The 25,884-nt window shown below is 41.0% G+C and carries 21 protein-coding genes; 8 read left to right on the top strand and 13 right to left on the bottom strand.

Translation table 11 applies throughout. The annotated features are described in order from the left end of the window. The first annotated feature begins 53 nt into the window (after window positions 1-53). Window positions 54-1,352, top strand: coding sequence for a DEAD/DEAH box helicase (locus tag L1077_RS09360; protein WP_237136590.1), 1,299 nt, complete (start codon window positions 54-56; stop codon window positions 1,350-1,352). Window positions 1,353-1,432: 80 nt separating this feature from the next. Here L1077_RS09360 and zapE read toward each other — a convergent pair whose 3' ends face one another. The 6 genes from zapE to L1077_RS09390 form a co-directional block, all read right to left on the bottom strand. After that, window positions 1,433-2,515 (bottom strand): cell division protein ZapE, encoded by a 1,083-nt coding sequence (gene zapE, locus L1077_RS09365; RefSeq protein WP_237136591.1) that lies wholly within the window; start codon window positions 2,513-2,515, stop codon window positions 1,433-1,435. Window positions 2,516-2,710: 195 nt separating this feature from the next. Continuing rightward, complete coding sequence (locus tag L1077_RS09370) at window positions 2,711-3,346, bottom strand: glutathione S-transferase family protein (protein WP_237136592.1); 636 nt, start codon at window positions 3,344-3,346, stop codon at window positions 2,711-2,713. Window positions 3,347-3,663: 317 nt separating this feature from the next. Next, window positions 3,664-5,271 (bottom strand): AbgT family transporter, encoded by a 1,608-nt coding sequence (locus L1077_RS09375; RefSeq protein WP_063363761.1) that lies wholly within the window; start codon window positions 5,269-5,271, stop codon window positions 3,664-3,666. Between the two features lie 209 nt (window positions 5,272-5,480). Next, window positions 5,481-5,738 (bottom strand): hypothetical protein, encoded by a 258-nt coding sequence (locus L1077_RS09380; protein WP_237136593.1) that lies wholly within the window; start codon window positions 5,736-5,738, stop codon window positions 5,481-5,483. Between the two features lie 52 nt (window positions 5,739-5,790). After that, complete coding sequence (locus L1077_RS09385) at window positions 5,791-6,054, bottom strand: DUF3081 domain-containing protein (RefSeq protein WP_237136594.1); 264 nt, start codon at window positions 6,052-6,054, stop codon at window positions 5,791-5,793. 49 nt (window positions 6,055-6,103) lie between these two features. After that, complete coding sequence (locus L1077_RS09390; RefSeq protein WP_237136595.1) at window positions 6,104-6,637, bottom strand: isochorismatase family protein; 534 nt, start codon at window positions 6,635-6,637, stop codon at window positions 6,104-6,106. A 77-nt stretch (window positions 6,638-6,714) separates the two neighbouring features. On the opposite strand from L1077_RS09390, the gene L1077_RS09395 reads away from it, so the two are divergent. Then, complete coding sequence (locus L1077_RS09395) at window positions 6,715-7,668, top strand: ribonuclease Z (protein WP_237136596.1); 954 nt, start codon at window positions 6,715-6,717, stop codon at window positions 7,666-7,668. Here L1077_RS09395 and L1077_RS09400 read toward each other — a convergent pair. The 6 genes from L1077_RS09400 to L1077_RS09425 form a co-directional block, all read right to left on the bottom strand. Then, the gene (locus tag L1077_RS09400; RefSeq protein WP_237136597.1) at window positions 7,645-8,943 is read right to left on the bottom strand and encodes a DUF2252 family protein; all 1,299 of its coding nucleotides are present in this window, start codon (window positions 8,941-8,943) and stop codon (window positions 7,645-7,647) included. The genes L1077_RS09395 and L1077_RS09400 overlap by 24 nt on opposite strands. A 1-nt stretch (window position 8,944) precedes the next feature. Beyond that, the gene (locus L1077_RS09405; RefSeq protein WP_237136598.1) at window positions 8,945-9,775 is read right to left on the bottom strand and encodes a polyphosphate kinase 2 family protein; all 831 of its coding nucleotides are present in this window, start codon (window positions 9,773-9,775) and stop codon (window positions 8,945-8,947) included. Then, window positions 9,772-10,542, bottom strand: coding sequence for a helix-turn-helix domain-containing protein (locus L1077_RS09410; protein WP_237136599.1), 771 nt, complete (start codon window positions 10,540-10,542; stop codon window positions 9,772-9,774). The genes L1077_RS09405 and L1077_RS09410 overlap by 4 nt, the downstream gene beginning before the upstream one ends. A gap of 162 nt (window positions 10,543-10,704) precedes the next feature. Continuing rightward, on the bottom strand, window positions 10,705-11,508 hold the full coding sequence (locus tag L1077_RS09415) for a DUF1338 domain-containing protein (RefSeq protein WP_237136600.1): 804 nt from the start codon (window positions 11,506-11,508) through the stop codon (window positions 10,705-10,707). A 71-nt stretch (window positions 11,509-11,579) separates the two neighbouring features. After that, window positions 11,580-12,605, bottom strand: coding sequence for an arginine N-succinyltransferase (gene astA / locus L1077_RS09420; protein WP_237136601.1), 1,026 nt, complete (start codon window positions 12,603-12,605; stop codon window positions 11,580-11,582). A 37-nt stretch (window positions 12,606-12,642) separates the two neighbouring features. Continuing rightward, window positions 12,643-13,848, bottom strand: coding sequence for an aspartate aminotransferase family protein (locus L1077_RS09425; protein WP_237136602.1), 1,206 nt, complete (start codon window positions 13,846-13,848; stop codon window positions 12,643-12,645). A 151-nt stretch (window positions 13,849-13,999) separates the two neighbouring features. On the opposite strand from L1077_RS09425, the gene L1077_RS09430 reads away from it, so the two are divergent. Next, entirely contained in the window at window positions 14,000-14,428 is a 429-nt protein-coding gene (locus L1077_RS09430) for an Lrp/AsnC family transcriptional regulator (protein ID WP_237136603.1), read from the top strand. On the opposite strand, the gene L1077_RS09435 is transcribed toward L1077_RS09430, so the two are convergent. Beyond that, window positions 14,425-16,338, bottom strand: coding sequence for a putative bifunctional diguanylate cyclase/phosphodiesterase (locus L1077_RS09435; RefSeq protein ID WP_237136604.1), 1,914 nt, complete (start codon window positions 16,336-16,338; stop codon window positions 14,425-14,427). The genes L1077_RS09430 and L1077_RS09435 overlap by 4 nt on opposite strands. A gap of 457 nt (window positions 16,339-16,795) precedes the next feature. Here L1077_RS09435 and L1077_RS09440 point away from each other — a divergent pair, with 457 nt between their 5' ends. Genes L1077_RS09440 through L1077_RS09460 form a run of 5 tightly spaced genes read left to right on the top strand, consistent with a single transcriptional unit; the run spans window position 16,796 to window position 25,860 of the window. Beyond that, window positions 16,796-17,098, top strand: coding sequence for an isoamylase early set domain-containing protein (locus L1077_RS09440; protein ID WP_063363692.1), 303 nt, complete (start codon window positions 16,796-16,798; stop codon window positions 17,096-17,098). Window positions 17,099-17,104: 6 nt separating this feature from the next. Then, a complete protein-coding gene (gene malQ / locus L1077_RS09445; RefSeq protein ID WP_237136605.1) occupies window positions 17,105-19,096 on the top strand; it encodes a 4-alpha-glucanotransferase in 1,992 nt (663 codons plus the stop codon). Then, the gene (gene glgB / locus L1077_RS09450) at window positions 19,093-21,330 is read left to right on the top strand and encodes a 1,4-alpha-glucan branching protein GlgB (RefSeq protein ID WP_237136606.1); all 2,238 of its coding nucleotides are present in this window, start codon (window positions 19,093-19,095) and stop codon (window positions 21,328-21,330) included. The genes malQ and glgB overlap by 4 nt, the downstream gene beginning before the upstream one ends. 2 nt (window positions 21,331-21,332) lie before the next feature. Continuing rightward, window positions 21,333-23,384 carry a glycogen debranching protein GlgX gene (glgX, locus tag L1077_RS09455; RefSeq protein ID WP_237136607.1) on the top strand — a complete coding sequence of 684 codons (2,052 nt, stop codon included), beginning with the start codon at window positions 21,333-21,335 and terminating at the stop codon, window positions 23,382-23,384. Beyond that, a complete protein-coding gene (locus L1077_RS09460; protein ID WP_237136608.1) occupies window positions 23,377-25,860 on the top strand; it encodes a glycogen/starch/alpha-glucan phosphorylase in 2,484 nt (827 codons plus the stop codon). The genes glgX and L1077_RS09460 overlap by 8 nt, the downstream gene beginning before the upstream one ends. Window positions 25,861-25,884 lie beyond the last annotated feature (24 nt).

A 25,884-nucleotide genomic window follows, 5' to 3' on the forward strand; every position in this document is an offset into this window, starting at 1 on the left:
AAGAATTGACGTATAATCTGCGACCCTTCAGTATTGGTCGCAGGTTTGCCGTTATGAATTTTAAATCGTTTAGTTTTCCAGAACCGTTATTAAAAGCCTTAGATGAAATTGGCTTTACAGAGCTCACTCCGATCCAACAGGCGGCCATCCCTGTGATCAGAAAGGGTCATGATGTGCTAGCAACTGCACAAACGGGCACGGGCAAAACCGCGGCCTTTGCATTACCAGTTATCCATAACCTATTAAAGGGTACTTCAACAAAGTCACCTCGTGCTTTATTTCTCGCACCTACCAGAGAGCTTGCGGAACAAATCGCAAATAACTGTGAGGCGTTTACAAAGCATACTTCTCTTCGCACAGTTGCAGTATTCGGCGGCGTAAATGTCGATGGTCAAACTCAGCGATTAGCACAAGGTGCAGACATTGTTGCTGCCACACCAGGCAGGTTACTTGATTTGGTGCGCTTAGGTAGTGTTGACTTAGCTAACATTGAACATTTAGTGCTTGATGAAGCTGACCGTATGTTAGATATGGGCTTTATCGATGAAATGCAGCGTGTTATTTCACTGGCTAAAGAAGAAAAGCAATTGCTATTATTTTCAGCGACTTTTCCTTCAGCAGTAAAGCAGTTTGCTAAACAGGTACTGAAAGAGCCAAAACTTGTGCAAACAGCACCGGAAAATACGACTGCTGAAACCGTACGTCACGTGGTCTACCCAGTTGAACAGCAGCGTAAAAAAGAGCTGTTATCAGAGCTGATTGGTAAGAAAAACTGGCAACAAGTACTTGTCTTTGTCAACATGAAAGACGATGCTGATACTATCGTAAAAGAGCTGGAGCTGGATGGGATTGCAGCCACGGTTTGTCATGGTGACAAAAAGCAAGGCGCAAGGCGTCGTGCTTTGAGAGAGTTTAAAGAGGGCAAAGTTCGCGTATTAGTCGCAACTGAAGTAGCTGCAAGAGGTATTGATATCGAGGGGTTACCACGCGTTGTTAACTACGATCTACCATATCTTCCTGAGGACTATGTTCACCGTATTGGTCGTACTGGTAGGGCTGGTAACAGCGGTCAAGCAATTTCCTTTGTAAGTAGAGAAGAAGAGCAATTTTTACTTCACATTGAAACTTTGATCGGTCAAAAAATTAAGCGCTATTATTTACCAGGTTATGAAGTCGCAAGCCGCGAAAACTTAATCGATAATTTGAGTAAAAAGCCAAGTCACCAAAGACGTAAGGTACGTACTAACAGGCCAAGCAATCAAGCAAGTGGTGAAGCGCGAGTTAAAAACCGAAATAAAATTAGCTCAGTAAGAAGTCGCTTAAAAGGCGTGAAATTAAAGCTAGATAAATAGACAAAATTTTTCACATGTAAAAGCGGGCTCATTAGCCCGTTTTTTAATGTGTAATTTAGAATTAGAGCAAAGAGATAAATCTATACGGGCATGCGCCAAGATTGCATCTCAACTAAGCGGCTTTTTGTCCGTTCAAATTCAAAAGCTAATAACTCACCAGCATAAAGTGTCTGCAACGAAAATTTTGATTCAATCACAATCAACTTTTTTCGATCATAAAATTCATCTACTAATGCGATAAAACGTCTAGCTTCGTCGTCCAAGGTGCGTGCTGATAGTGTAGGTTTTTCTCGCATATAATTATCTTCGATACCTTGAGTCACGCAGTGGCGGTTTGGTGAAGCGCCCATAGCAGGGACGTTCCTTATGAAAATAACATCATAGTCTAGTGCCAATTGAATGTAGTCTAGTGTCGCCCTTGGGGAAGAGCATAGAGACATAAACTCAATTAATAGACCATGCTTACATTTTCCTAAAATAACGATGGGGCGGTTGTGGATCTGTATATCTAAATCTTGGTAAGAACCTTCAAGTGTCTCAAACATTGAAGAAAACGCACTGAGGTTATTTTCGAAGTAAAAGTCGGTGGGGGTGCCGTTGCTGAATCGATGATCAAGTTCACCGCTGACATTAACAAGACTGCAATGCGCCATGATTAAGTCGATAGTCGGCTCAAATCGCGCTCTTTGTAATCCATTTTTATATAGCTCTGTTGGATGGCTGTTGGAAGTTGTTATGAAAACTATACCTGCTTTAAAAAAGGCATCCAGTAATCCTGCGAGTATCATGGCATCGCCAATGTCTTTGACAAAAAATTCGTCAAAGCAAAGCACTTTGGTATGTTTTGCCCACTGTTTAGCAATCGCCTTTAGAGGATCTTTTTTTCCTTGGACTTGCCTTAATTGCTGGTGGATTGTTTGCATAAAATGGTGAAAGTGTAGCCGTTGCTTTTTCTCTACCAAAATAGTGTCGAAAAACATGTCCATCAGCATGGATTTGCCTCGCCCGACAGGTCCATATAAATACACCCCCATTGACTGCCTCCCAGCTTCAACGTCAAGACACAGTTTGTCTAATATATTGATGGCATCTAATTGAGCTGGATCGAGTGATATATGATTGGTTGCAATTAATTGTTCATATTTATTTAAAAGGCGATGCATAAAAAGTAGTATTTGGGATTTTTAATAATGATACGGTTTACTTAGATAGAATAGAAGTAAGTTGATTTAAAATCAGTAAAGTCCGATATTACTTTACTAGAATGCAAAAAAGCCGATCTCCATAATAAATATATTATGTAAAATTGGCTTTTAGTTCAATTTTAAAGATATGAGCTGAGAGTGAGAATCGTAGCCCTATTTATATGGACTTAAATCTGTCTGCTCTGTTTCACATACTTTTTTAATGACAGGGTGCTTTGCCATCTCACGTAAGTATTTTGCTAAATGTTCAAATTGTAGAGGAGGGCTATTTAACTCATCAGCCCATATACATAACATAAACAAATAGCAGTCGCAGATCGTGAATTGTTCATTAACCACATAGCTTTTACCCGCTAAATGCCTATTTACGATAGTAAACATTTCGGTTAGGCGAGTTTGCTGGGTTTTAATGATGTCGTCATACATCAATGCGCTTTGAGTATGTCGCTCAGGGTAAAAGTAAATCATCAACTCTGCTTGGATTGTGGTTGTGAAATACATTAGCCATTGATAAAAAACACCTTTTTGAACTGGATCTGCGGGTATCAATTGGCTTTCGGGGTGCTTTTCTGCGAGGTATAAACAAATTGCTCCGCTTTCAAATAGCACAAATTCATCATCAACTAGTGTCGGGATCCTACCTGTTGGGTTGAGTCTTAGATATTGTGCTGATTTTTGTGCATGTTTCTTACGGTCAACGAGTTCTAGTTGATATGGTACTTTTAGTGCTTCTAATACAAAGTGTGGTGCGAGACTGGCATTACGAGGGTAATAAAACAAAGTGTACATAACTGGCCTTATCATCAAGTTTTTATTGGTGAGAAAGCTCCTTTTAAGATTATTCCTTTAGGACTTTAGGACAGCATTGGAATAATAACAAATACAATGACGTATTTTTATTCAAAAATTTAAATTGCCCAAAGTGAGTTAACAAGATTAACCTTGAGTTTCTCTGCCGTTAATGATTTTACCTTAAATAGGAATGTTGTGTATAAATTTAGTGATAGGGGATAAAAATAATGAAAAATATAATTAAGGGGCTTTTTGAAGAAATTTTGAAGATAAAAAGAGCATTTTTGCAGCTGCAAAAATGCTCTTTTTATTAATTAAGGGGTGTAATATATCGGTGAGTTTGGTCCTACTGGTAGACCGAAACCGAAGACCCAAATATAAAATAGTGCAACCCAGCCAACGAAGAAGAACATGCTGTAAGGCAACATAGTCGCGACTAATGTACCAATACCCATGTCTTTTTTGTATTTTGTTGCAACGGCTAAGATAAGCCCGAAGTAACTCATCATAGGTGTGATCAGGTTAGTCACTGAATCACCGATACGGTATGCAGCTTGAATGGTTTCTGGTGCATAGCCAACAAGCATCAACATTGGTACAAAGATAGGTGCTGTAACAGCCCACTGCGCTGAAGATGAACCTAAACATAAGTTAACCATTGCACACATCATGATGAATAAGATGAATACTTCTGGGCCTGTTAGGTTTAGAGCTTGAAGTAATGCTGCACCGTTGATCGCTAGGATAGTGCCAAGGTTTGTCCATTTAAAGAATGCAACAAATTGTGCAGCGAAGAAGACAAGAACGATATACATGCCCATAGAGCTCATGCTCTTACTCATGGCATCAATCACATCTCGGTCTGTTTTCATCGTGCCTACAACACGGCCATATACGAAACCCGGAATAGCAAAAGTAACAAAGATCAGAACAACAATCCCTTTCAAGAATGGAGAGCCAGCTACAGCGCCAGTCTCAGGGTGACGCAAAATGCCATCTTCAGGTACGATGGTGAGTGCTAAAATGCTACATACGATCAGTAGAGAAACACCGGCCCACTTTAAGCCACTTTTTTCTTTATCTGTTAAATGCTCAATGTTGTTTTCAGATAGGTCAACGCTTGCATCATCTGGGTTGTATTTGCCAAGGCGTGGTTCAACGATTTTTTCAGTTACCAAAGTGCCGACAATGGCAATTAAGAATACTGAAATCATCATGAAGTACCAGTTTGCTTCAGGTCCTACATGGTAAGTCGGATCTATCATTTGAGCTGCAGGGGTTGTGATACCTGCCAATAATGGGTCGATTGTACCAAGTAATAGGTTTGCACTATAGCCACCAGATACACCTGCAAAAGCTGCTGCAAGACCAGCCAGTGGATGTCTACCTAAGCTATGGAATATCATCGCAGCGAGTGGGATAAGTACGACATAACCGAGCTCTGATGCTGTGTTTGATAAAATTGCTGCAAACACCACCATAAAGGTTACAAGACGTTTAGAAGCGCCCATAACCATGCCGCGCATAGCAGCTGATAGCATGCCAGAGTGTTCAGCAACACTCACGCCTAGTAATGCAACTAACACAGTACCAAGTGGTGCGAATCCAGTGAAATTAGTGACAAGGCCAGTCATAATTTTTTGTAAGCCTTCTGCGCTCATTAAGCTTACAACTTCAATGACACCGTCAGCATCACGTCCTTTAGCTCCCTCTGGGCGAGGGTCAATTGCACTCAAGCCCATCCAGTCGGCAATGCCACTGAAGACCACAATTGCAACACATAACATTGCAAAAAGGGTGATTGGGTGTGGGAGCATATTCCCTAAAAACTCAACGGTTGCCAAAAAGCGATTGAATAAGCCGCTTTGTTGTTCTGGCGATTGAGAGTTTTTATTCGCTTTCGTCTCTACTGCATTCGACATAGCAAGTTTTCTCGGTTCCAAAAAATGCGGCATACCATATCACTTTTTCATTCAGCGGTCATTTATAAAAGTTAACTCGAGGTGAAAATGAGATAAAATTACAAGTATCAGTGATAAAGAGCAGCTTATGCTTTTGATGTAAGTAAGTACTTGGTTTTAGGTGGGTAATTATTAGCCTATTCGGTTGGTTGGTTTTTATTGTTAATTTTTTATTCTTTCTGTGCTGAATTTACTCCTTTGAATAACAAGGGGTATTGTCTGAATTTTCCACCGATATGATCATCAGCCATAATTTGAGTGCAAATGCGCTCAATATCGTTATCCGCAGCAAGTACCCACTCTAGGTGTTCGATGGTCCGTTTGAGTCCTTTTTTTAGATATGCCTGTGACTGATAGTGTTGGCAATTCGTTTTTATAATTTCAATTGCTTCTGGGTTTTGTCTTAGAGCTGAGACAACTTGTTCCATGTAAGTGTGTGATGATCTCGAGCTTGATCTGCTTCTAATTCTGGTCCTATTTCTAGTCATCCAGCATACTCGCTATGTAATGAACCTTTTTCATGAAGTCAGCTTTTTGCGATTCTTTGTCGTAATTAAATTGATATGTATTGTGAAAACCGAAGCGTAAAAAAACACCGCTGCCTTTCAAGTAAATCGTGTAACCATCAGGATCTGAGAAGGCAGTTATCCCCTCGAATTGCTTTCCCTCTTCATACTCTTGACCTTTTTGCCTTATGTGTTCATACACCTTCAAAATGAGGTTACTATTGAGCTCGTTTTTCATATCTCAGTGCAAGTTGCTTATTTATGTTTATTTTTACTGGCTGTATTAACTAACGGATCAGTTTTGATACGGACTTAAACTGCGGATGTTTTGCATCCTTAACGATGTCAAAGAGTAAGCTTTCTAAGCTCATGATCACGGCACCATCATGTCTTAGTTGTTCAATTGCCCATGTTTTGTGCTGAGTGTCCCTTGACCCTATTGCATCAGCCACGACAATGACTGGTTGCTGCAATGTTAATAAATCCCTTACTGTTTGATAAACACAAACATGGGCTTCAATGCCAACGACAATTTTAGTAACAGCAGGGTCTAGGCTGATTGCTTCTTTTGCTGAAGCATCATTTAGAGCACTAAAAGTGGTCTTTTCGTGACACTCGATTTGGAATTGTGTCAGCGCAGGATCTGTATGCCCAAGTCCTTTTGGATATTGTTCAAATATCAACGCTGGTATTGATAATAGCTCAGCCGCCGTTAAAAGTTTTGCCGTTGTATTCACAAGTTCAGGATATATTTGAATATGTGGCTGAAAACGTGTTTGTATGTCGACGACAAGAATTTGATACTCTGAAGTGTGATGCATAGATTAATCCTTTAGCTACCGGGCGATATCACTTAAACTGGATGCTGTTGTATTATCATTATGGATTTTAGTCAGTTATGCAATTGGAGTTTTTAGGGACTTCGTCTGGAAGCCCGTCAACTTTTCGCAATGTATCAGCAACGGCCGTTAAGTTTGAAAAGACAAAAGAGTGGGTGTTGGTTGATTGTGGTGAGGGCACTCAGCATCAAATACTAAAATCGAAATTAACCTTGTATCAACTGAGTTTAATTTGCATTAGCCATGTTCATGGCGATCATTGTTATGGGTTACCCGGTTTATTGGCTTCTATGGCGATGTCTGGTAGAAAGCAGCCTGTCTATTTAGTCGCCCCCAAAAAAGTGATTGAGTTTTTGCATGCCACTTTTTCATTGACTGACTTAACGCTGCCTTTTGATCTTAAAACCTGTGCTATTGAACACCTTAACAGCACATCTCTAAATATTGGGTTTTGTCACCTAGAGGTTATTAGATTAAAACACCGAGTACCTAGTTTTGGTTTTAAAGTCACTGAGACGCAAATTCCTAAAAAGCTTAAGATTAATTTATTAAAAAAAGATGGAATTGCGACAGGACCTCACTACAATCAGTTGCAAAAAGGCGTAGATGCTGATTATCAGGGGAAAAAACTGGAGTCCCAAAAATATGCTTTTGATAGCTGGCTGCCACGCAAAGTGATTGTTTGCGGTGATAACGAAAGGCCGAGTCTGTTAAAAGAATTTATAGGTGATGTCGACGCACTGGTGCATGAGGCAACATTTACTCATAAAGATTTAAAAAAAGTTGGTCATCACACTGGACACAGTGATGCTAAACGTATTGCGGAGTTTGCTAACAAATCTAATCTACCTCTATTAATCTTAACGCACTTTAGTGTCCGCTATCATGGCCCTGGGTTGTTGGATAATTTACAAGAGGAAGCTCACACACATTTTTGTGGAGAGCTTATTCTGGCCAATGATGGTCTTGTTGTCGATATTCCAAAAAAGCTACTTTCTGAGTGCCTTGAATAATTCCCAGTCTTCATTTACTTGCTGTGCATATTGATTTGCTTTTTCTATAAGTGCTGAAAACAGCGGAGGCAGGGCGGTTATACATTGTTCTTGATAGTTCATTGAACGCCGGTCGCCTCTCATATGTGCATAAGCGAGCACTTGTGCGCAGCTTTGTGCATATTGCTCAAAACCATTTTTTTGTGCTGCTCGTTTGCCAAGGGTAATATGCTCGGGATCAATACCAACTCGAGCGTGATGGCGTGAGCGAACTAACCAATGTAACCCCTGCCAAAGCGCATCATCAATTATCAGGTCTGGTCTACGCTGCATCTGCCGTTGGCAGTTGACCGTTAAGTGGGCATGATTGAGGCGGTTTACTGGACTTAAATCTTTAAAGTAGTGCAATGGTGCTGCTAAAGCTTGCTGTTTAATTTCTACGATGTGATAAAGCTCAGGTTCCTTTTGCTCTTTGGGCCCGACCAATAGATAGTAACGCTTCAAGTGGTTGCTGCCAGTGCCTGCATCCAATCGTTCCACACAGTCTATAATGTCGTCATCGACATAAGGCCTGAACTGCTCAATGAGGTTGGCTTTAATATCGCTATGAATGGCTTCGAACTTTAGTGGATCTGATTTAAACTTAAGGGGATAAGCTGTGAGTTCTACATCTTTTGCTAATGTACTTTTTACATTGAATGCAGATCCTCCTACGAGTCTTTGCAAGCCTTTTTGCCAACGTTTGTGAAGTATGTGGTCTTTATCAAAATGTGTTAGCGCACTTTGGCTGTTATTTTCTCCGCGGATAGAAGCTTGGCAGGTTTCAACATAGTGCTGTAAAAAAGCCATTTGCGCTTGGGGTACATGCTCGATATGGACAACTGGTTTTTGCTTTATGTTCATTGAGTTGCTTGATTCTCTATAAGCAACGCCACTTTGCTGTGCTAAATTGAGACTAACTAGAAAGCGGAATATGTCCCAGATTGCATGGCCTATGCAAGCATCATCAAAGTCATTAGGTGTAAAAACTAAGGTTTCACCGTGCGAGCCTTCTTCACTCAAAAAACCGAAGTTACTGGTATGACAATCTCCCATAATCGTGGTAACTGGGAGCTCATAGACTGATGGAGGCAAATCTATAACCCCATCAAATAGATCACTGTACATCAGTGGCGCGGTACCACGAAAAAAATGAAACGCGCTACCTGCCATTTTTTCATGCTTGTTTAACTCTACTGATGGTACCATACCGTCATGGCGTTCAAAGTAAGATGTAAGTAGGTTTTCACGATTCATTTTACGTCCTCTTGTGCTTTATTCCGAGTTGTTGCTCTGCAAGCGCTACAATATTTGCGTCTATTGGAGGTGGTTCAATCTGCATACCTTTGCTCAATGCTTTGGTAAGCGCTTTAAGTACTTCCACACGAGCAAACCATTTATGATCGCCAACAATCACCGACCATGGTGCGCCAGAGGTATGTGTTTTTATAAACATATCATCGATGGCGGCTTCATACTCAGTGCGTTTGTTTCTATTTCTGATATCTTCTTCGGTTAATTTCCAACGCTTGTAAGGGTTATTTAACCGTTCAGAGAATCGTTGCAGTTGCTCGTCACTACTTATATGTAAAAACAGTTTTATGACTTTAATGTTATCGTCGAGCAAAAGCTGCTCAAATTCATTGATTTCACGATAAGCGCGTCGCCACTGTGCATCTGACGCATAACCTTCAATTCGTTCTACTAACACTCTGCCGTAATATGAGCGATCAAATATAGTTAGAGTGCCTTGCTTAGGAAGTTTGTTGAAGAATCGATATAAATAATGCCTGCCTTGCTCATCGTCTGTGGGCGCGGCAATCGGGTAAACTTGGTATCCTCGGGGATCAAGTTTTTCAGTAAGGCGGCGGATTGCGCCGCCTTTTCCTGCCGCATCCCAGCCTTCAAAAACGATAACAGCTCTTTGCCCTTGATGGTAATAGGCTTGCTGAACATGAAGTAACTCATTTTGCCAATATTTAAGCGCCTGTTTATACGCTTTTTTATTATCAATAGCTGGATATTCATTGATGAGTTTTAAAGAGGGGGATTGTGTTGTTTGTTGATTATCTATATCAATTTGGCTCACATTGATATCCTCTGTTTATATTGCTTTGGCGTTATGTTCATCACTTTTTTAAATTGCCGTGTGAAGTGAGATTGATCAGTATATTCAAGTTCATAGGCAATATCAGTCAAAGAGTATGTCGTTTTTTGTTTGAGCAAGTTTCTCGCCTTTGATACTTCCACAAGGGTTGCATACTCTTTAGCCGTCATGCCTAAAGCTTGGTCAAATGCCCTTTCTACACGTCGGCTATTAACATGTAGGGTGTCATAAATATCAGCCAGCTTTATTGATCTCGGTGATAGTTGTATCTCTTTGGTAATGGTTTCTAAAATGTTAGGAAGAGGTTTATTTAACTTTTTGAATTGCTGTTCAAGCCATTGAGAAATATGTTCAATTTTATCTGAAATAGAGGCACCTTCTTGGCGAATTTTATTAAGTAAGGCCTGATCAATTGGGATTGCGTCTAGTAACTCGATACACAAATTTTTCGATTCTTTTAGCGGCATAGCCGTGAAGTTTTTGGCGCCCAAAGGTGTGAGCCTAACACCAATGAGGTTTTGCACGTCTTTTTCAAAGTGCCATATGGTTGTTTTAGTCTGTGGGCCGATGAAGTAGGCATTTTGATTTAGGCTTGTAGTGCCCATTTTTGATTTGCCTGATATAACAAATAAAATCGAAATACAGCCGTCACTGTGTAATGCTTGAGGTAATAATCTTTGAGAACTTGCATACCAATAATTAATAACATAGGGGGTGAGTGTTGGTGGTGGGGGTAAAATAGTATACATGGTGACCTCACTCCTTGTGGGTTACTCAAAAATATGCTCAAGCAACTTTAAATTGCTTCATTTAATTTACCGTTTAACTTATTTAAGCGCAATAAAAAAGCAGCCATTGGCTGCTTTGGGTGTTTAAGTTAGTTTACTTCAATTCATACCAACACAAGGTGTTTATCTTGCGTTGGTACTTTCGAAGATTTTATCTGCAGAAGCAGCTACGAAACCCGTGTACAATTCACCGTCAGGTTTGTTGTAACGCAGGGCGAACTCGTAGAAGCAACTTGGGATTTCGAACTTGCCGTCAGAGAACTCAACAGGGTGGTGATCAGCAAGTGTAGAAGATTGCTCAAGTAGTACCTCAGGTGAACCTTTGATTTCACCACCTGATGTATTCAGAGGGAAACCCGCATCTTTAAGTGCTTGGTTTACTGCTTCTATGGTCTCAAAGTTAGCTAGGTAATTGATGTTTACCGTGAAGTGATTTGCACGGTAACCCCAAGCTGACATCCAAGCCGCATATTCGCTTTCTGCAAGTAGCTTTTTATAGGTTTCATGGCTCATTTGCCAATGTGTACCAGAGTACAAAAAGTTTTCCGCAGTGATGGCACTTTCATCGATGCTATCAATCATTTGGCCAACGATTTCTTGAAGGTCTTCTGAGCACTTTTCTAAAAGTAGTTCAGAGATGAATACTTTTGGTTTGCTTGGATCGCTATGCTCATAGTGTTTAGCGTACAACTTCTTAGCTTCAAAGTGATACTCACCACACTCTTTGTAACCAACTGCTTTAAAATGTGCAGCCAGCTTTTCTAAACCAATTTTTTCATGGTTGAAAGTACGTAGTGCGATATGGTCGTTGATGACATCATCTTTTTGAGTTGAACCTAATAGCTCGTGTACTTTTACAGCAGATGGAGTCACTTCTAAATAGTTGCTCCAAAGGTTCTCAAATAAGCTATCTACATTGTTGTGCATAATGACAATTCCTTAATATAACGGCTTGGCCGCGTTGTAAATGTTACGACAAAGCACGACGTATTTAGTTTTTATAAAACAAACCCACTGATTTTATCACCTTGCTTTAACTGCAATGCTTCTGCCGTTTTTGAGGTGATTGTGAATGTTTGTGTATGTTCATTCCATACTACTGCGGTAGTAAATGTGGCTCTAAAGTTAGCTAGTTGGCCATTGGATAGGGCCCAAGTTGTTTCACTGAGTGGTAGCTCTTCAACTATCTCTAATGTGCCGTTTTGAGTTTCGCGCACGGTTCGAATATTTTCTAACCTAGCTTCTACAGTGGGGCCGGCATCAAATAAGTCGACATACCCTCTGTGTTCAAAGCCTTCTTTTTGCAGCAGGCGCAGTGCAGGTTTGGTTTTTTCATGCACATGACCGATAACTGCTTGGGCCTCTGGGCTGAGCAAGTTGGCGTAAATCGGATATTTTGGCATTAACTCGGAGATAAATACTTTATCGCCCAAGCCAACTAGGTGGTCGGCCTTTGGGAACTCAATACTGAAAAAGTGTTCTTGTAGCCATTGCCAAAAAGGGCTGTGGCCGTTTTCATCACTGACGCCACGCATTTCAGCAATCACTCTATCGCTGAAGCGCTCAGCATGTTCTGCCATAAATAAAAAGCGAATACGCGACAAGAATCGACCTGCCAACCCGCGTCTAAATTGCTCTCGTAAGAACAATGTGCAGATTTCCGAACTACCAGTGTAGTCATTACATATTGATAGGATATCGACGGTGTTGTACACATTTAAGGTGCTAGAGTGGTGAACGGTTTTGCCTTGATGGTAATGATACAAGGGGACCTGCATCCCAACAGCTGCCTCAATGGCTGTAGTACCACTAATTTCACCTGTTTCTAAATCTTCGAGGACAAATAAATATCCCTCATCGATTGGCGCATTTAATGATTTACTGAAGCTTTCTTGAGAGCGTTGTATCTTACTCGCTAATAGTTCGTCGTCGACAGGCAAAGATGTGAAACCATGGCCTGACTCTACCGCGATGTTTTTTAAAGCAGCAAAGTCTTTGCTGCTAATAGGTCTAAGTACTTGCATAAAAATATCATTTAGGGCGACGAGTCGCCCATAAAGGTTAAGCGTTTACTACATCCGCGACAGCCAGCTCGAAGCGTGCTAGACCTGCTTTAATTTCTTCTTCTGTAATCACTAAAGAAGGTGTGAAACGAACTACATTAGTACCAGCGACTAAAGTCATTAAGCCATGCTGTGCACTTGCGACTAGGAAATCTCTCGCCTTACCTTCGTAATCGCCTTTTAGTACGCAACCTAACAATAGTCCTTTACCACGTACTTCGCTAAATACATTGTACTTTTCGTTAATTGCATTTAGGCTATCACGGAACATTTGCTCACGCTCTTTGACACCATTTAATACTTCAGGCGTATTAACCGTGTCAAAAGCCGCTTCAGCAACGGCACAAGCGAGTGGGTTACCACCGTAAGTTGAACCGTGCGTGCCGATTTTTAAATGCTTCGCAATATCAGTTGTGGTGATCATCGCACCAATTGGGAAGCCGCCGCCTAATGCTTTAGCTGTTGTTAAAATATCAGGCGTAACATTCAAGCCTTGGTACGCGTACAAATCACCTGTACGGCCAACACCTGTTTGTACTTCATCAAAAATAAGCAGGGCATTGTGCTTGTCACATAACTCTCGTACACCTTGCACAAACTCGATGTCAGGAGAGATGATACCACCTTCACCTTGTAGAGGCTCCATCATAACTGCACACGTTTTGTCAGAGATTACTTTTGCAAATGTTTCTAAATCATTGTAGTCAATGTGAGTGATATCTTGTGGCTTTGGACCAAAGCCATCAGAGTAGGCAGCTTGACCACCGACGGTTACCGTGAAGAAAGTACGGCCGTGGAAACCTTTATTGAATGCAATGATCTGCGTTTTTTCTTCATTATATTTATCTAAAGCAAATCTACGCGCCAGTTTTAAAGCTGCTTCATTTGCTTCAGCGCCTGAGTTTGCAAAATAGACTTTGTCTGCAAATGTCGCATCAGTCAGCTTTTTAGCTAGACGAAGTGCAGGTTCATTGGTCATTACATTTGATAAATGCCAAATCTTTTCACCTTGCTCTTTCAGTGCATTTACCAATGCTGGGTGGCTATGACCTAGACAGTTTACTGCGATACCGCCAGCAAAGTCGATGTACTCATCACCGTTTTGGTCCCAAACTCGTGCACCTTTACCTTTTACTGGTATAACTGCAGATGGATTGTAGTTAGGTACCATTACTTCATCGAATAATTCGCGATTCACTTGCATGACGTCGTCCTCATATAACTTCAACTTCTGGGCACGAATATATGTGCCTATTCTTATTCCGACATTATTGCGTGATGTGATGAAAATTTGCAGTGTAATTTTATATAAAATGAGTAGAATGTTCGTCAAAATGACATTGGTATTGTGCAAAATGATTAGTAAACAAGATGAAAGATTGATTTCTGTACTACGAAGTAACGCGAGGGCGAGTATTTCTGAGCTAGCAAGGCTATTGGATATGTCCCGAACAACTGTGCAATCACGATTGCAAAAGCTAGAGCAAAACGGTGTTATCCAGGGTTATAAGATTGATTTTGGTCAAGATTATTTAGGTAGCCTAGTTTCTGCTCATGTTTCAATTAAGGTCAAGCAAAAGCTCACGGCAAAAACCAATATTGCTCTGAAGCAGCTCTCACATATTTCTGCTTTATATGCGATTAGCGGTGAGTACGACATGATAGCCATTGTAGAAGCGCAAAGTTTAGAGCAATTAAGTCAGTTGCTGGATGAAATAGGCAATTTAGACGGAGTCGAAAGAACCAATTCAGCTGTTATACTGGAAACTAAATTTCAACGTTAATTTGCCTTAGGTAGCCACACACTCGTTCCCGTAGTGGCGATGTGGTTAACATTACCTTTGAGCACTTTGTCGCCCACATTGCGAGAGGTCTCAGGGCGACTCACTAGGTACCCTTGGACACAGCAAATCCCCATATCCTTGACCAGTTCGAACTGATCAAGTTGCTCTACACCCTCTGCAACGATTTTAAGGCCTAGCTGCGCGCCAAGCTCGCTGATAGAGTTTAAGATCTTAAAGTATTTAGGGTTGTCTTTGGCTTGTGAAATAAAGAGTTTATCTATTTTAATCACATCGATTGGCAGATCAGCTAGTGTGCTCAACGAGCTAAAACCCGTGCCAAAATCATCAATTGCAATCGTAACACCGGCACTGCGGCAACGCTCAAGCTGAGCAATAATTTCATCACTGGCTGTTATGAGCGTTGACTCGGTGATTTCTATCATTAGGGAGGCAGCTGGCAGTCCCGATTTATTAAGCGCTTCTAAAACCCAGTCATAAATAGGCCTATGTTTGAGCTGAATGCCGGATACATTCACCGAGATTTTAACTTTTTTCATCCCCGCATTGTGCCAAGCAGACATTTGTCGGCATGACTCTAGCAATATCCAGTCGCCAAGCTCTAAAATTAAATTTGATTCTTCGGCAATTGGAATAAACTCAGATGGTGGGATCAAGCCCTCGATGGGATGATGCCAACGGGTGAGGGCTTCAAAATAGTCTATTGAGCAATCTTCAACATGGACAATTGGCTGAAAAGAGAGTTGAAAATTTTGAGAGGCAATTGCAAGTCTCAATTCTTCTAATAAGTAGTGGTAGCGCCTGATTTTATTCCCCATCTCTGGTGAATAGACTCTGAAGATACCGCGTCCATCCGTTTTAGCTCGATACATTGCAACATCTGACATTTGTAACAGCGCATTAGGGGTAGAGGCACTATCAGGGAATACAGCTATCCCGATACTGGCGCTTATTTTTACTAGCTTGTTACCAAGCACAAAGTCTCGTTCAATTTCGCTAAGAATAGTTTGTGCTATCTCAGTACAGAAACTGGTGTCATTCAGGTTAGGCACAAAGATCGAAAACTCATCTCCACCTAATCGAGAAAGGTTTTGGTCTAGCCCATGTACCGGATGCGCATCATTAAGCTTAAACTGCCTGACAACTTGCTCCAATCGTCCTGAAACCTGAATAAGTATTTCATCACCGAAACTGTGCCCAAAGGAATCGTTAACCTGTTTAAAGCCATCTAAATCAATGAATAATAATCCGCATTTGGATTTGCTTTTATCCGCAATGGTCAGCTGCTCGCTAATATGTTCTATGTATGCATGGCGGTCAATAAGTTTGGTCAATTTATCTTGGTAAACGTGACTATCTGATTGTATTTTTATGCGTTGAAGATTATCGCTTAATGATTGAACTGCATAACAAATTTGTGCAACAGGACCGCCAGAGTGAAGCTCTTTGTGTTTGATCTCAAGTCCATCTAGCAAGGCATTGAGATCTTTATTTATGGCGTTGAGTGCTTCTAACTGTGCCTTTTCTCTTTTATTCCCTTTGAATTGAGAAATAAAAAACAGCACTGCAATTAAGCAAAGCATTAATAAAGTAGGGGAAGACCATACGAGCTTAAACACTCTTGAGGTCGGCGCTATGGCATATTGGGACTGCTGATTTGCGATGATGACGAACGTTTGATTGTCCTTACTAACGAATTGCTGGTCGTAGTAGACAAACTGATACCAAGGAGCCGATCTTTCAACTTGCTCAACATCACTGTTCTGAGTTTGCAAAGAAAGTAACCCGGATTGCGCATTCAGGACATGTTTAGCAAAAGTTAGATTTGCAGCAATACCGATTACTACAAGGCTAACAACAGCATAAGCTAAATTTTTAAAAACATTCTGCATGATTGAGACAATCCAAAATTAACCGAAAACCGGATCCTTCATGTTCCTGTAGTATACATCAATTTGACTTCAGGGATGACAACCTTTTACACGCTTTTATTTACAAGTGCAATTATCAAAATTATTTCAATTCAATTTAGGGACAATCATTTACACTTCTCTGAGCAAGATCAATTATCAATATAATTCACTTTACACGATAATGATTCTTATCTACTTTTTTAAGTCATTGGCCTAATAATTGCTCACCAGTGTTGGGCATTAATTACCAGAGGACTTTCTGTCCAAAAATGTACTTTTCTGGTGCAAAGGTATGCTGTATTGCACTGTTGTGAGGCGTACAAGTTTTTATTTATGTACTAAACTATTCTCACAAAATATGTTCGCGTAATCATACATTATACGACATAGTTTTGTGGCAAGGAACACCAACCAAGTTAGGTTTTTGGAGCCAAAAATGTTAACAAAACGTTTTTTTAAAACGAAAAACGAAGCCGAAATCACATTTGAATTTTCTCACCCTGAAGCCAAAAAAGTTGAACTCGTTGCAGAATTTAACGATTGGCAACCCATTAGTATGAGGTTCAATAAAAAAGAGCAGAGATTTAAGCTCAAGCACAGGCTACCAACCGATAAGCAATTCCACTTTCGATATTTGATAAATGGTAACCAATGGGACAATGACAACAGTGCTGATGGATACGCTGCCAATGGTTTTGGTAGTGAAAATAGCATTGTTGATACTCAAAGATTGGCTTAGTTGCCAATGGAAGGACTTCAACAGCTATATTACCTTCATGGTATTGGCTATGACTTTGTTAAATATGACGGCGAGCATGTCGTTTTTGATGCGCTAACGAGGCAGACTGCCATTGAATGCTGTGGCATAGACCCGAATGATAAACATGCCGTTGATCGTCTCAATTTTGAGTTAGACATTGCACCATGGACACGAGTTGTCGAACCCGTGACATTGAGTGATAGTGATACCGGAAGCTTTGTAATTAAAGTCTCAGAGCCTTTAAAGCATTCAATAGCAAGCATAAAGGTACCTTCGGCAAATATAGATATAACGATTAAGCTTTCTGAGTGCGAGGAAGTAGGGGACTATATATATGCTGACAATCGATATGTTGCGTTAAAAGTCAACTTGGGTGAATTGCCAATTGGCTACCTTGAGTTATTGATAGAAGGTGCATTTGGTCAAGTAGTAACAGAGCTTTGGTCAGTGCCAAAGCAATGCTATAACCCCTATGTATCTCACAGCAGCAAAAAGCCGCTTGGTGTGTCGTTACAGCTTTATACTCTGAAAAGCGATAGGAATTATGGCATTGGCGATTTCGCTGATCTAAAACAGTTAATAGCGCTGTTTTCCCATCATGGCGGGGATTTTGTCCTTTTAAATCCATTGCATTTGTTATTCAGTGAAAAACCTGAAGAAGCCAGCCCTTATAGTCCTTCTCACCGTTGTTTAATTAATCCCCTATACATAGCGCTAGATGATATCCAAGAAATAGTTGGCCAAGAATGTGCTGAGCTGTTCTCATCTGTTTCAGATGTAAGACATAGACGTTCAGTGTCAAGCAAGTTTATTGATTACACTCAAACATCTAAAGTGAAGTACGCTTTATTTGAAAGCTTGTATAACTGTTGGCAACAGGGTGCGCGTCAAGAAGCTGCTTTAAACGCTTTTGTAGAAGAAAAAACATCAATACTTGGGGATGTAGAGCTAAGTCAATTTGAGTGGTTTTTACAGTGGTTGGCATCTGAGCAACTGCAGCGTTGTCAGTCACTATGTATTGCTAGAGGAATGGAAATAGGATTAGTGAATGATTTGGCTGTTGGATGCACAGGCGGTGGACTTGAGTTTGAAAGTTATCGCGCTTGCTTTAGTGAGCTTGCGAATATCGGTGCGCCACCCGATCCTTGGGCTGAACAGGGTCAAAACTGGGGAATGCCAGCGCTAAACCCGATAAAAGTGAAACATGACAACTTTGCATACTTTAAATCTCTGGTTCGGTCCAATTTAAACCAAGTTGGTGCATTGCGTATCGACCATGTAATGTCACTAAGGCGTTTGTGGTGGTGCTTTGCAAAAGAAGGACAGGAACTCGGGTGTTATGTTTATTATCCATTTGAATATTTGTTGGCCATTTTAAAGATAGAGTCACACTTACATAGTTCAATTGTAATAGGTGAAGATCTTGGGGTTGTACCGCCAGAGGTAACTCAGGCGTTAGAAGAGTCAGCAATTTTTGGCAACACACTATTTTATTTTGAGAAAAATCAAAATGGTGAGTTTAAAGCGAGTGAACAACTAAGGAAAAATGCGCTGATTATGGTCGCTAATCATGATGTTCCTCCGTTTCACGGCTGGTGGAATGCCGCGGACATTGACATTAAATTTGATTATCAATTGATTGATGAGCATCAACACCACCATCAAAAACATGCTAGAGGCATTGAAAAATCGCGTTTAATTAGCTGGATTAATCAGCATGAGTTCCCTGATTTAGAAATTACCGCTTCGAGTCAGGAGGTATATCAGGCCGCCATGCATATATTAGCAAGCAGTCCAAGTCAATTGCTTGCTATTCAGCTGGATGACTTAGACCTTCAAGAGTTCCCTGTAAATATACCAGGTACAAATACAGAGTACCCAAATTGGCGCCGAAAATTAAATCATGAGCTTGTTGAGCTATTTGAACTTAATAAAGACTTTATTCAACAACTCAATGCAATCAGGAAGCAACAATGAATACCGTAAATAAAAATGTTGAAATGACAGAAGATTACGCGGACCAAGTGGCTGCGTTACAAGCTGGCTCATTTTCAGATCCGTTTAGCTTTTTAGGACCGCATGTAGTTAAGGTTGGGCCAAAAACATATACAGTTTTACGGGTCTTCATTCCAAGCGCATTATCTATAGCAGTTGTTTTGGGTAAAACGGTAACGAATATGACTCGATTTGATGACAGTCAGTTGTTCACTGCGGTACTTGATGCAGAATTGAGCGCGAAAAACTATCGTCTCAAAGTACAATTTGAAGATAGCACTTTGTACTTTCGTGATGTGTATAGTTTTGCTAGCGCGTTGGATGAACAGGCTATGTACTTGTTTAATGAGGGCACACTCGAGCATGGCTATGATCACTTTGGCGCTCGCTTTATAAATCACGAAGGTGTTCAAGGCGTACAATTTAGTGTTTGGGCACCAAACGCAAAAAGCGTCTCTGTTATTGGTGAGTTTAACTTTTGGCAAGCTAATCAACATTATATGCGTTTTCACCCCGCAAGTGGTGTTTGGGATTTATTTATTCCCGGATTAACAGCGGACACAAGTTATAAGTTTGCGATTACGACAGTAAGTGGCGAAAGGCTTGAAAAAGCAGACCCTTATGCGAAAAAAATGCAACAATCGCCCGGCACTGCAAGTGTTTTGCAGCAGACATTTCAAGCGCCAATTTATGAGGAGGAAATGTACGAAAGGCGAATGAAGCGAAATCATGTAGAGTCGCCTATTTCTATATACGAAGTTCATTTGGGCTCTTGGAAACGAAGAGTCGGTGAGCAAAATCGATATTTAACTTATCGAGAGCTAGCAGATGATCTTGTACCTTACGTAAAAGATTTAGGCTTTTCGCATATTCAATTAATGCCAATTAGCGAATTCCCCTTTGATGGTTCTTGGGGGTATCAACCTGTAGGCCTTTTTGCCCCATCCAGTCGCTTTGGTTCTGTAGACGACTTTTTATATTTCAGCGAAGTGTGTCATCAACACGAGATTGGTTTGTTGCTAGATTGGGTGCCAGGTCATTTCCCGACGGACCCTCACGGTTTGAATCGGTTTGATGGTACACATTTATATGAACATGCAGACAAGCGCCAAGGATTTCATCCAGACTGGAACACTTGCGTTTTTAACTATGATAGGCCAGAGGTGAAGAGTTATTTACTTTCTAATGCGAATTACTGGGTGTCGGAGTTCCAATTAGATGGCCTAAGAGTGGATGCTGTCGCTTCTATGCTTTATCTCGATTACTCGAGAAAAGACGGGGAATGGATAGCTAATAAGTACGGTGGTAGGGAAAATATTGGCGCCATAGATTGTTTACAGAGAAGTAATGCTGTTTGCTATAAAAATGCACCGCATGCCATGATGATTGCAGAAGAATCTACAGCTTGGCCTGGGGTGACACAAAGTGTAGACCATGGTGGATTAGGGTTTGGCTATAAATGGAACATGGGCTGGATGAATGACAGCTTGGGCTTTATGCAACGAGACCCAATTCATAGAAAGTTTCATCATCATGAAATGACGTTTTCCATGGCTTACGCCTTTTCAGAAAATTATATTTTACCTTTAAGCCATGATGAGGTTGTGCATGGAAAAGGGTCTCTTTTAAGTAAAATGCCTGGTGATGACTGGCAGCAATTTGCTAATTTGCGCGCTTATTATGGGTTTATGTTTGCTCACCCAGGTAAAAAACTACTGTTTATGGGCAGTGAGTTAGCACCTCGAGATGAGTGGGATCATAACAAGCAATTAGACTGGTCATTATTAGAAAGTGAAGCCCACACAGGTGTTTATGAGTCAGTTAAGGCGCTGAATTCAGTCTACCATTCAACTCCCTCTTTATATGAAGTTGATGGTTCACCTGCTGGCTTTAGGTGGATTGATTGTGATAACGCTGAGCAATCAATTCTGAGCTTTGTGCGATTTGGTAAAAAGCAATCTGAGTTTTTGATTGTTGTCAGCCATTTTACACCACAAGTATTTCATCATTTCAGGTTAGGAGTACCCAAAGAAGGCGCGTATCAAGTCGTTTTCAATTCTGATGACAAGCAATTTTACGGCAGTGGTGTTCAAGTTATCGCGCACAAGCAGCAACTTGTTCAGAGTAAAGCTGTGGCATGTCACGGATTAGATAACAGTATTGAAATTACAATACCCCCACTAAGTACTGTTTATTTAAAATATATATCGGCATAAACATGATTAGTTCCCGACAAGGCAGTACTTACCCATTAGGCAGCTCGGTAACAGATACAGGTGTTAATTTTGCCGTCTACGCCCCTAATGCAGAGAAGGTTTATTTGTGTTTGTTTGATGGCTTTGGGCGGTGCGAAAAAAATCGTCTCGAGATGCATAGTCATGAGGGAGGAGTCTGGAGTATTTTTGTTGACTCTCTCACATCTGGTGCACTATACGGCTATCGAGCAGATGGCAAATACAATCACTTGGATGGCCACTTCTTTAACGTCAATAAATTATTGCTAGATCCGTATGCGAAAGACTTTAGTGGGGATTTTACTTGGAGTGAGAGGCATTATTGCCACCTGCCTGTTGGTGAGTTTAATAGCTTAGATAACGCCATTGATATGCCTAAATGTAAAGTTGCCAAAGTACAAGCTTATACAGGGAAAAAGCCCAATACACCGTGGCAAGAGACGTTTATTTACGAGTGTCATGTTAAGGGAGCAACGCAGCTTCATCCACAGATTGACAAGTCTAAAGCGGGAAAGTTTGCGGCATTGACTGATCCCGCATTTTTACTGCACCTTAAATCCTTGGGTGTCACAGCCATAGAGCTGCTGCCAGTGCATGCATTTGTGAGTGAGCAGTTTTTAACGACGAAAGGGCTACAAAATTATTGGGGGTATAACACCCTAAGCTTTTTTGTTCCGCACAAAGCATATTCCGTGAACGGCGATATGACTGAATTTGTAGATATGGTTCGCCAGTTTCATGAACATAAAATCGAAGTGATTATAGATGTTGTGTACAACCACACTGCAGAAGGCGGTATTGATGGCCCAATGTTGTCTTTTAAGGGCTTGAATAATAACGGTTATTATAGAACGATAAATTCACCAGAATCAGTTTACATCAATGATACAGGTTGTGGTAACACGGTGAATATTGACGACCCGATCACGTTAAAACTCATTATGGATAGCCTGAGATATTGGGTAGAAGTGATGGGAGTAGATGGGTTTAGGTTTGATTTAGCGACCATACTTGGTCGCACGGTAGAGGGTTTCTCTTGCCGTCACGCATTTTTTCAAGCAGTGTTGCAAGATCCTGTTTTGTCCTCTGTAAAATTAATTGCAGAGCCTTGGGATGTAGGGCCTGGCGGGTATCAACTCGGTGCTTTCCCTTCACCTTGGCGAGAGTGGAACGATAAATATAGAGATATTGTAAGGCGGTTTTGGCGAGGGGACAGTGGTACATTGCCAGAGCTTGCTAAACGCATCCATGGCTCCAATGACTTGTTTGAGCATAATCAACGCGGTCCCCTCAATTCAATTAACTTTTTGACCAGTCACGATGGATATAGCTTGGCGGACTGGGTGAGCTATGAGCAAAAGCATAATGAGGCTAATGGTGAGAATAACCGAGATGGCCATAGTGAAAACTATTCATTTAACTGTGGCTTTGAAGGTGATGTAAATAACTCAGAAGTCGTCCAGTTACGCCACAAGATGCAAACTAATGCGCTGATAACTTTGTTCATGTCAAAGGGAGTGCCGATGATAACTGCGGGTACAGAGTTGAAGCATAGCCAAGCCGGGAACAATAACGCTTATTGCCAAGATAACGAAGTAAGTTGGTTAAATTGGTCCGAATACGAGGGGAGCCAAACACTCATTAGTTCTATTTCTGAGCTGATGAAGCTGAGGAATCAATTAAGTGTTTTTCAACATCCTTTTTTTGTTCATGCTGACGATGAGCGGTTTTCGGTCGAGTGGTTAAATAAAGAAACACGCCCGATGAGCGAACATGATTGGCACGATGAAGGGAATAAAACGCTCATGTATATTCTCGCAGACAAGCTTATTTCAAAAGCTGTCATGGTGATTTTAAATGCGGACACCGAGCGTCTATCTATTACGCTGCCAACTCCACCATTTTCTAGTAACTGGGAATGTGTGTTTACGTCAGAGCAAGTAAATGACAGAGACGTACTTCCTATCTCTTTTTGTCTTACAGGACAAAGTGCTTGGGTACTTATGTCAAACTTAGAGGAAAACACGAATGGCTGATAAAAAGTCTAATGTGTGTGTTGTTAAGCACTGGCAAGATGCGCCAAAACTCAATGAGAGCGCATTGGCAGATGATTTAAATCGACATTTCTATTATACCCTTGGTCGTGATCGGGTTGGGGAATCAAAGCATTATTTATTTCAAGCGCTAGCATTGACAATCAGAGACAGGTTAGTAGCCCGTTGCCGTGCAACAAACCAGCATTTATCACAGCAAAAGACTAAAAAAGCAGCGTATTTGTCCCTAGAGTTTTTAATGGGGCGTGCCCTTGGCAATGCGATTTTGAATTTAGACCTTGAAGAACAAGTGAAGTCTGCACTTAAAGAATATGGAACAAACCTCGAGGAGCTTGAATCTGCTGAGCATGATGCTGGTTTGGGTAATGGCGGTTTAGGCAGACTGGCGGCCTGTTTTTTAGATAGTTGTGCATCGTTAGCTTTACCTGTGGTTGGTTACGGTATTCGTTATGAGTATGGGATGTTCAATCAATCAATTGAACATGGTGTGCAAATAGAGCAGCCTGATAAATGGTTACGTGAAGGCCACCCTTGGGAGTTAAGCGCGCCAGAGCAAGCGAAGACTGTTAAGTTTTTTGGTAATGTCGAAACTCATACCGACAAGCACGGCCGGATCCATCATCAGTGGGTGAATTCTCAGGATGTGTTAGCTGTTCCTTTTGATGTTCCTATTCCAGGCTATCGTAATGGTGTTGTAAATACGCTTAGATTATGGAAGTCAGAAGCAACAGATGAATTTAATCTCAAAGAATTCAATGCCGGCAGTTACTCAGAAGCCGTTGCTAAGAAAAATCTTGCTGAACAAATTACCATGGTGCTTTACCCTAATGATGCGAGTGAAAACGGGAAAGAATTGAGGCTTCGCCAACAATACTTTTTATCTAGTGCCAGTTTACAAGATATTCTCCACCAGTGGACACAACAGCATGGTAGCGATTTTAGCGACTTTGCTCAGTATCACGTTTTTCAACTTAACGATACACACCCAAGTGTTGCGGTTGCTGAACTTATGCGTTTGTTACTGGATGAGCATGAAATGGAGTGGGATGATGCTTGGAAAATCACCACATCAACAATGGCATATACCAATCATACCTTGCTACCTGAAGCGTTAGAAAAATGGTCGGTACCTTTGTTTAGTCGTTTGTTGCCAAGAGTGATGGAAATCATTTTTGAGATTAATGCGCGTTTCTTAGCTGAGGTTGCACTCATGTGGCCAGGAGATGTAGAAAAGCAAAGGCAACTTTCTTTAATCGAAGAGGGTCCTGAACCTCAAATCAGAATGGCTTATCTAGCAATTGTAGGCAGTTTCTCAGTCAATGGCGTGGCAGCTTTGCACACAGAGCTGCTTAAATCAGGACTGTTTAACACCTTTTATAATCTGTGGCCTAACAAGTTTAACAATAAGACTAACGGTGTGACACCAAGAAGGTGGCTTGCCCATTGCAATCCTGATTTAGCTGATCTTATCACAGATAAAATAGGCGAGGGGTGGCAAGCGGATTTTTCAGAGATCAGTGCCATCAGAAGGTACTATGACAAGCCTGCATTTCACACACAGTGGCAAAAAGTTAAGGAAAGCAATAAAGCTAAGTTAGCCGAGCTGGTTAAAACGCGATGTAATGTAGAGTTTGATACAAGCATGATATTTGATGTGCAAGTAAAGCGTATTCATGAGTACAAAAGGCAACTATTAAATATTTTACATGTCATTGCGTTATACGATCAGATCCGCAGAGGTGACGTAAAAGATATGGTACCTAGATGCGTATTGTTTGGTGGTAAGGCGGCTCCTGGATATTACATGGCCAAATTGATTATCAAGCTAATTAATAATGTTGCAAATGTCGTCAATAAAGACAATGCAGCTAAACCATATTTAAGAGTTGCTTTTTTACCAAATTATAATGTCACTGCGATGGAAACGATTTGCGCTGCTACGGACCTTTCACAGCAGATATCAACCGCTGGTAAAGAGGCCAGCGGTACTGGCAACATGAAGTTCATGATGAATGGTGCTGTGACAATCGGGACTTTAGATGGTGCAAATATAGAAATTAGAGAGCAGGTTGGGGATGACAACTTTTTCTTATTTGGTGTTACTGCTGAACAGGCCTGTCAAGTGAGGCAGCATTATGATCCAAAAAGCATTATCAATGGATTTGCACCTTTAAAAAATGCCATGAAATTACTTGAAAGTGGTCACTTTAACCTTTTTGAACCTAACCTATTCAACGACATTATTGCATCTATTACTAGCCCGAATGACCCTTGGTTAGTTGCACAGGATTTTGAAAGTTACTTTGATGCCCAAAAGCGGGCTGCGCAAAGTTATACGAATAAGACACTGTGGAATCGTATGAGTATTTTAAATACAGCAGCTAGTGGCACTTTTTCTAGCGATCGTACGATTTCCCAATACAGCGAAGAGATTTGGCGATTAAAACCAATGCAGTAACCGCCACGAACAATAATATGGAGA

The sequence above is a fragment of the Pseudoalteromonas luteoviolacea genome (genome assembly GCF_021654285.1).
Classification (GTDB): Bacteria; Pseudomonadota; Gammaproteobacteria; order Enterobacterales; family Alteromonadaceae; genus Pseudoalteromonas; species Pseudoalteromonas luteoviolacea_J.

Excerpts from the sequence above, each read along its gene's own strand:
- L1077_RS09360 (WP_237136590.1), top strand. The coding sequence starts at position 54 with ATGAATTTTAAATCGTTTAGTTTTCCAGAACCGTTATTAAAAGCCTTA.
- zapE (WP_237136591.1), bottom strand. The coding sequence starts at position 2,515 with ATGCATCGCCTTTTAAATAAATATGAACAATTAATTGCAACCAATCAT.
- L1077_RS09370 (WP_237136592.1), bottom strand. The coding sequence starts at position 3,346 with ATGTACACTTTGTTTTATTACCCTCGTAATGCCAGTCTCGCACCACAC.
- L1077_RS09375 (WP_063363761.1), bottom strand. The coding sequence starts at position 5,271 with ATGTCGAATGCAGTAGAGACGAAAGCGAATAAAAACTCTCAATCGCCA.
- L1077_RS09380 (WP_237136593.1), bottom strand. The coding sequence starts at position 5,738 with ATGGAACAAGTTGTCTCAGCTCTAAGACAAAACCCAGAAGCAATTGAA.
- L1077_RS09385 (WP_237136594.1), bottom strand. The coding sequence starts at position 6,054 with ATGAAAAACGAGCTCAATAGTAACCTCATTTTGAAGGTGTATGAACAC.
- L1077_RS09390 (WP_237136595.1), bottom strand. The coding sequence starts at position 6,637 with ATGCATCACACTTCAGAGTATCAAATTCTTGTCGTCGACATACAAACA.
- L1077_RS09395 (WP_237136596.1), top strand. The coding sequence starts at position 6,715 with ATGCAATTGGAGTTTTTAGGGACTTCGTCTGGAAGCCCGTCAACTTTT.
- L1077_RS09400 (WP_237136597.1), bottom strand. The coding sequence starts at position 8,943 with ATGAATCGTGAAAACCTACTTACATCTTACTTTGAACGCCATGACGGT.
- L1077_RS09410 (WP_237136599.1), bottom strand. The coding sequence starts at position 10,542 with ATGTATACTATTTTACCCCCACCACCAACACTCACCCCCTATGTTATT.
- L1077_RS09415 (WP_237136600.1), bottom strand. The coding sequence starts at position 11,508 with ATGCACAACAATGTAGATAGCTTATTTGAGAACCTTTGGAGCAACTAT.
- astA (WP_237136601.1), bottom strand. The coding sequence starts at position 12,605 with ATGCAAGTACTTAGACCTATTAGCAGCAAAGACTTTGCTGCTTTAAAA.
- L1077_RS09425 (WP_237136602.1), bottom strand. The coding sequence starts at position 13,848 with ATGCAAGTGAATCGCGAATTATTCGATGAAGTAATGGTACCTAACTAC.
- L1077_RS09430 (WP_237136603.1), top strand. The coding sequence starts at position 14,000 with ATGATTAGTAAACAAGATGAAAGATTGATTTCTGTACTACGAAGTAAC.
- L1077_RS09435 (WP_237136604.1), bottom strand. The coding sequence starts at position 16,338 with ATGCAGAATGTTTTTAAAAATTTAGCTTATGCTGTTGTTAGCCTTGTA.
- L1077_RS09440 (WP_063363692.1), top strand. The coding sequence starts at position 16,796 with ATGTTAACAAAACGTTTTTTTAAAACGAAAAACGAAGCCGAAATCACA.
- malQ (WP_237136605.1), top strand. The coding sequence starts at position 17,105 with ATGGAAGGACTTCAACAGCTATATTACCTTCATGGTATTGGCTATGAC.
- glgB (WP_237136606.1), top strand. The coding sequence starts at position 19,093 with ATGAATACCGTAAATAAAAATGTTGAAATGACAGAAGATTACGCGGAC.
- glgX (WP_237136607.1), top strand. The coding sequence starts at position 21,333 with ATGATTAGTTCCCGACAAGGCAGTACTTACCCATTAGGCAGCTCGGTA.
- L1077_RS09460 (WP_237136608.1), top strand. The coding sequence starts at position 23,377 with ATGGCTGATAAAAAGTCTAATGTGTGTGTTGTTAAGCACTGGCAAGAT.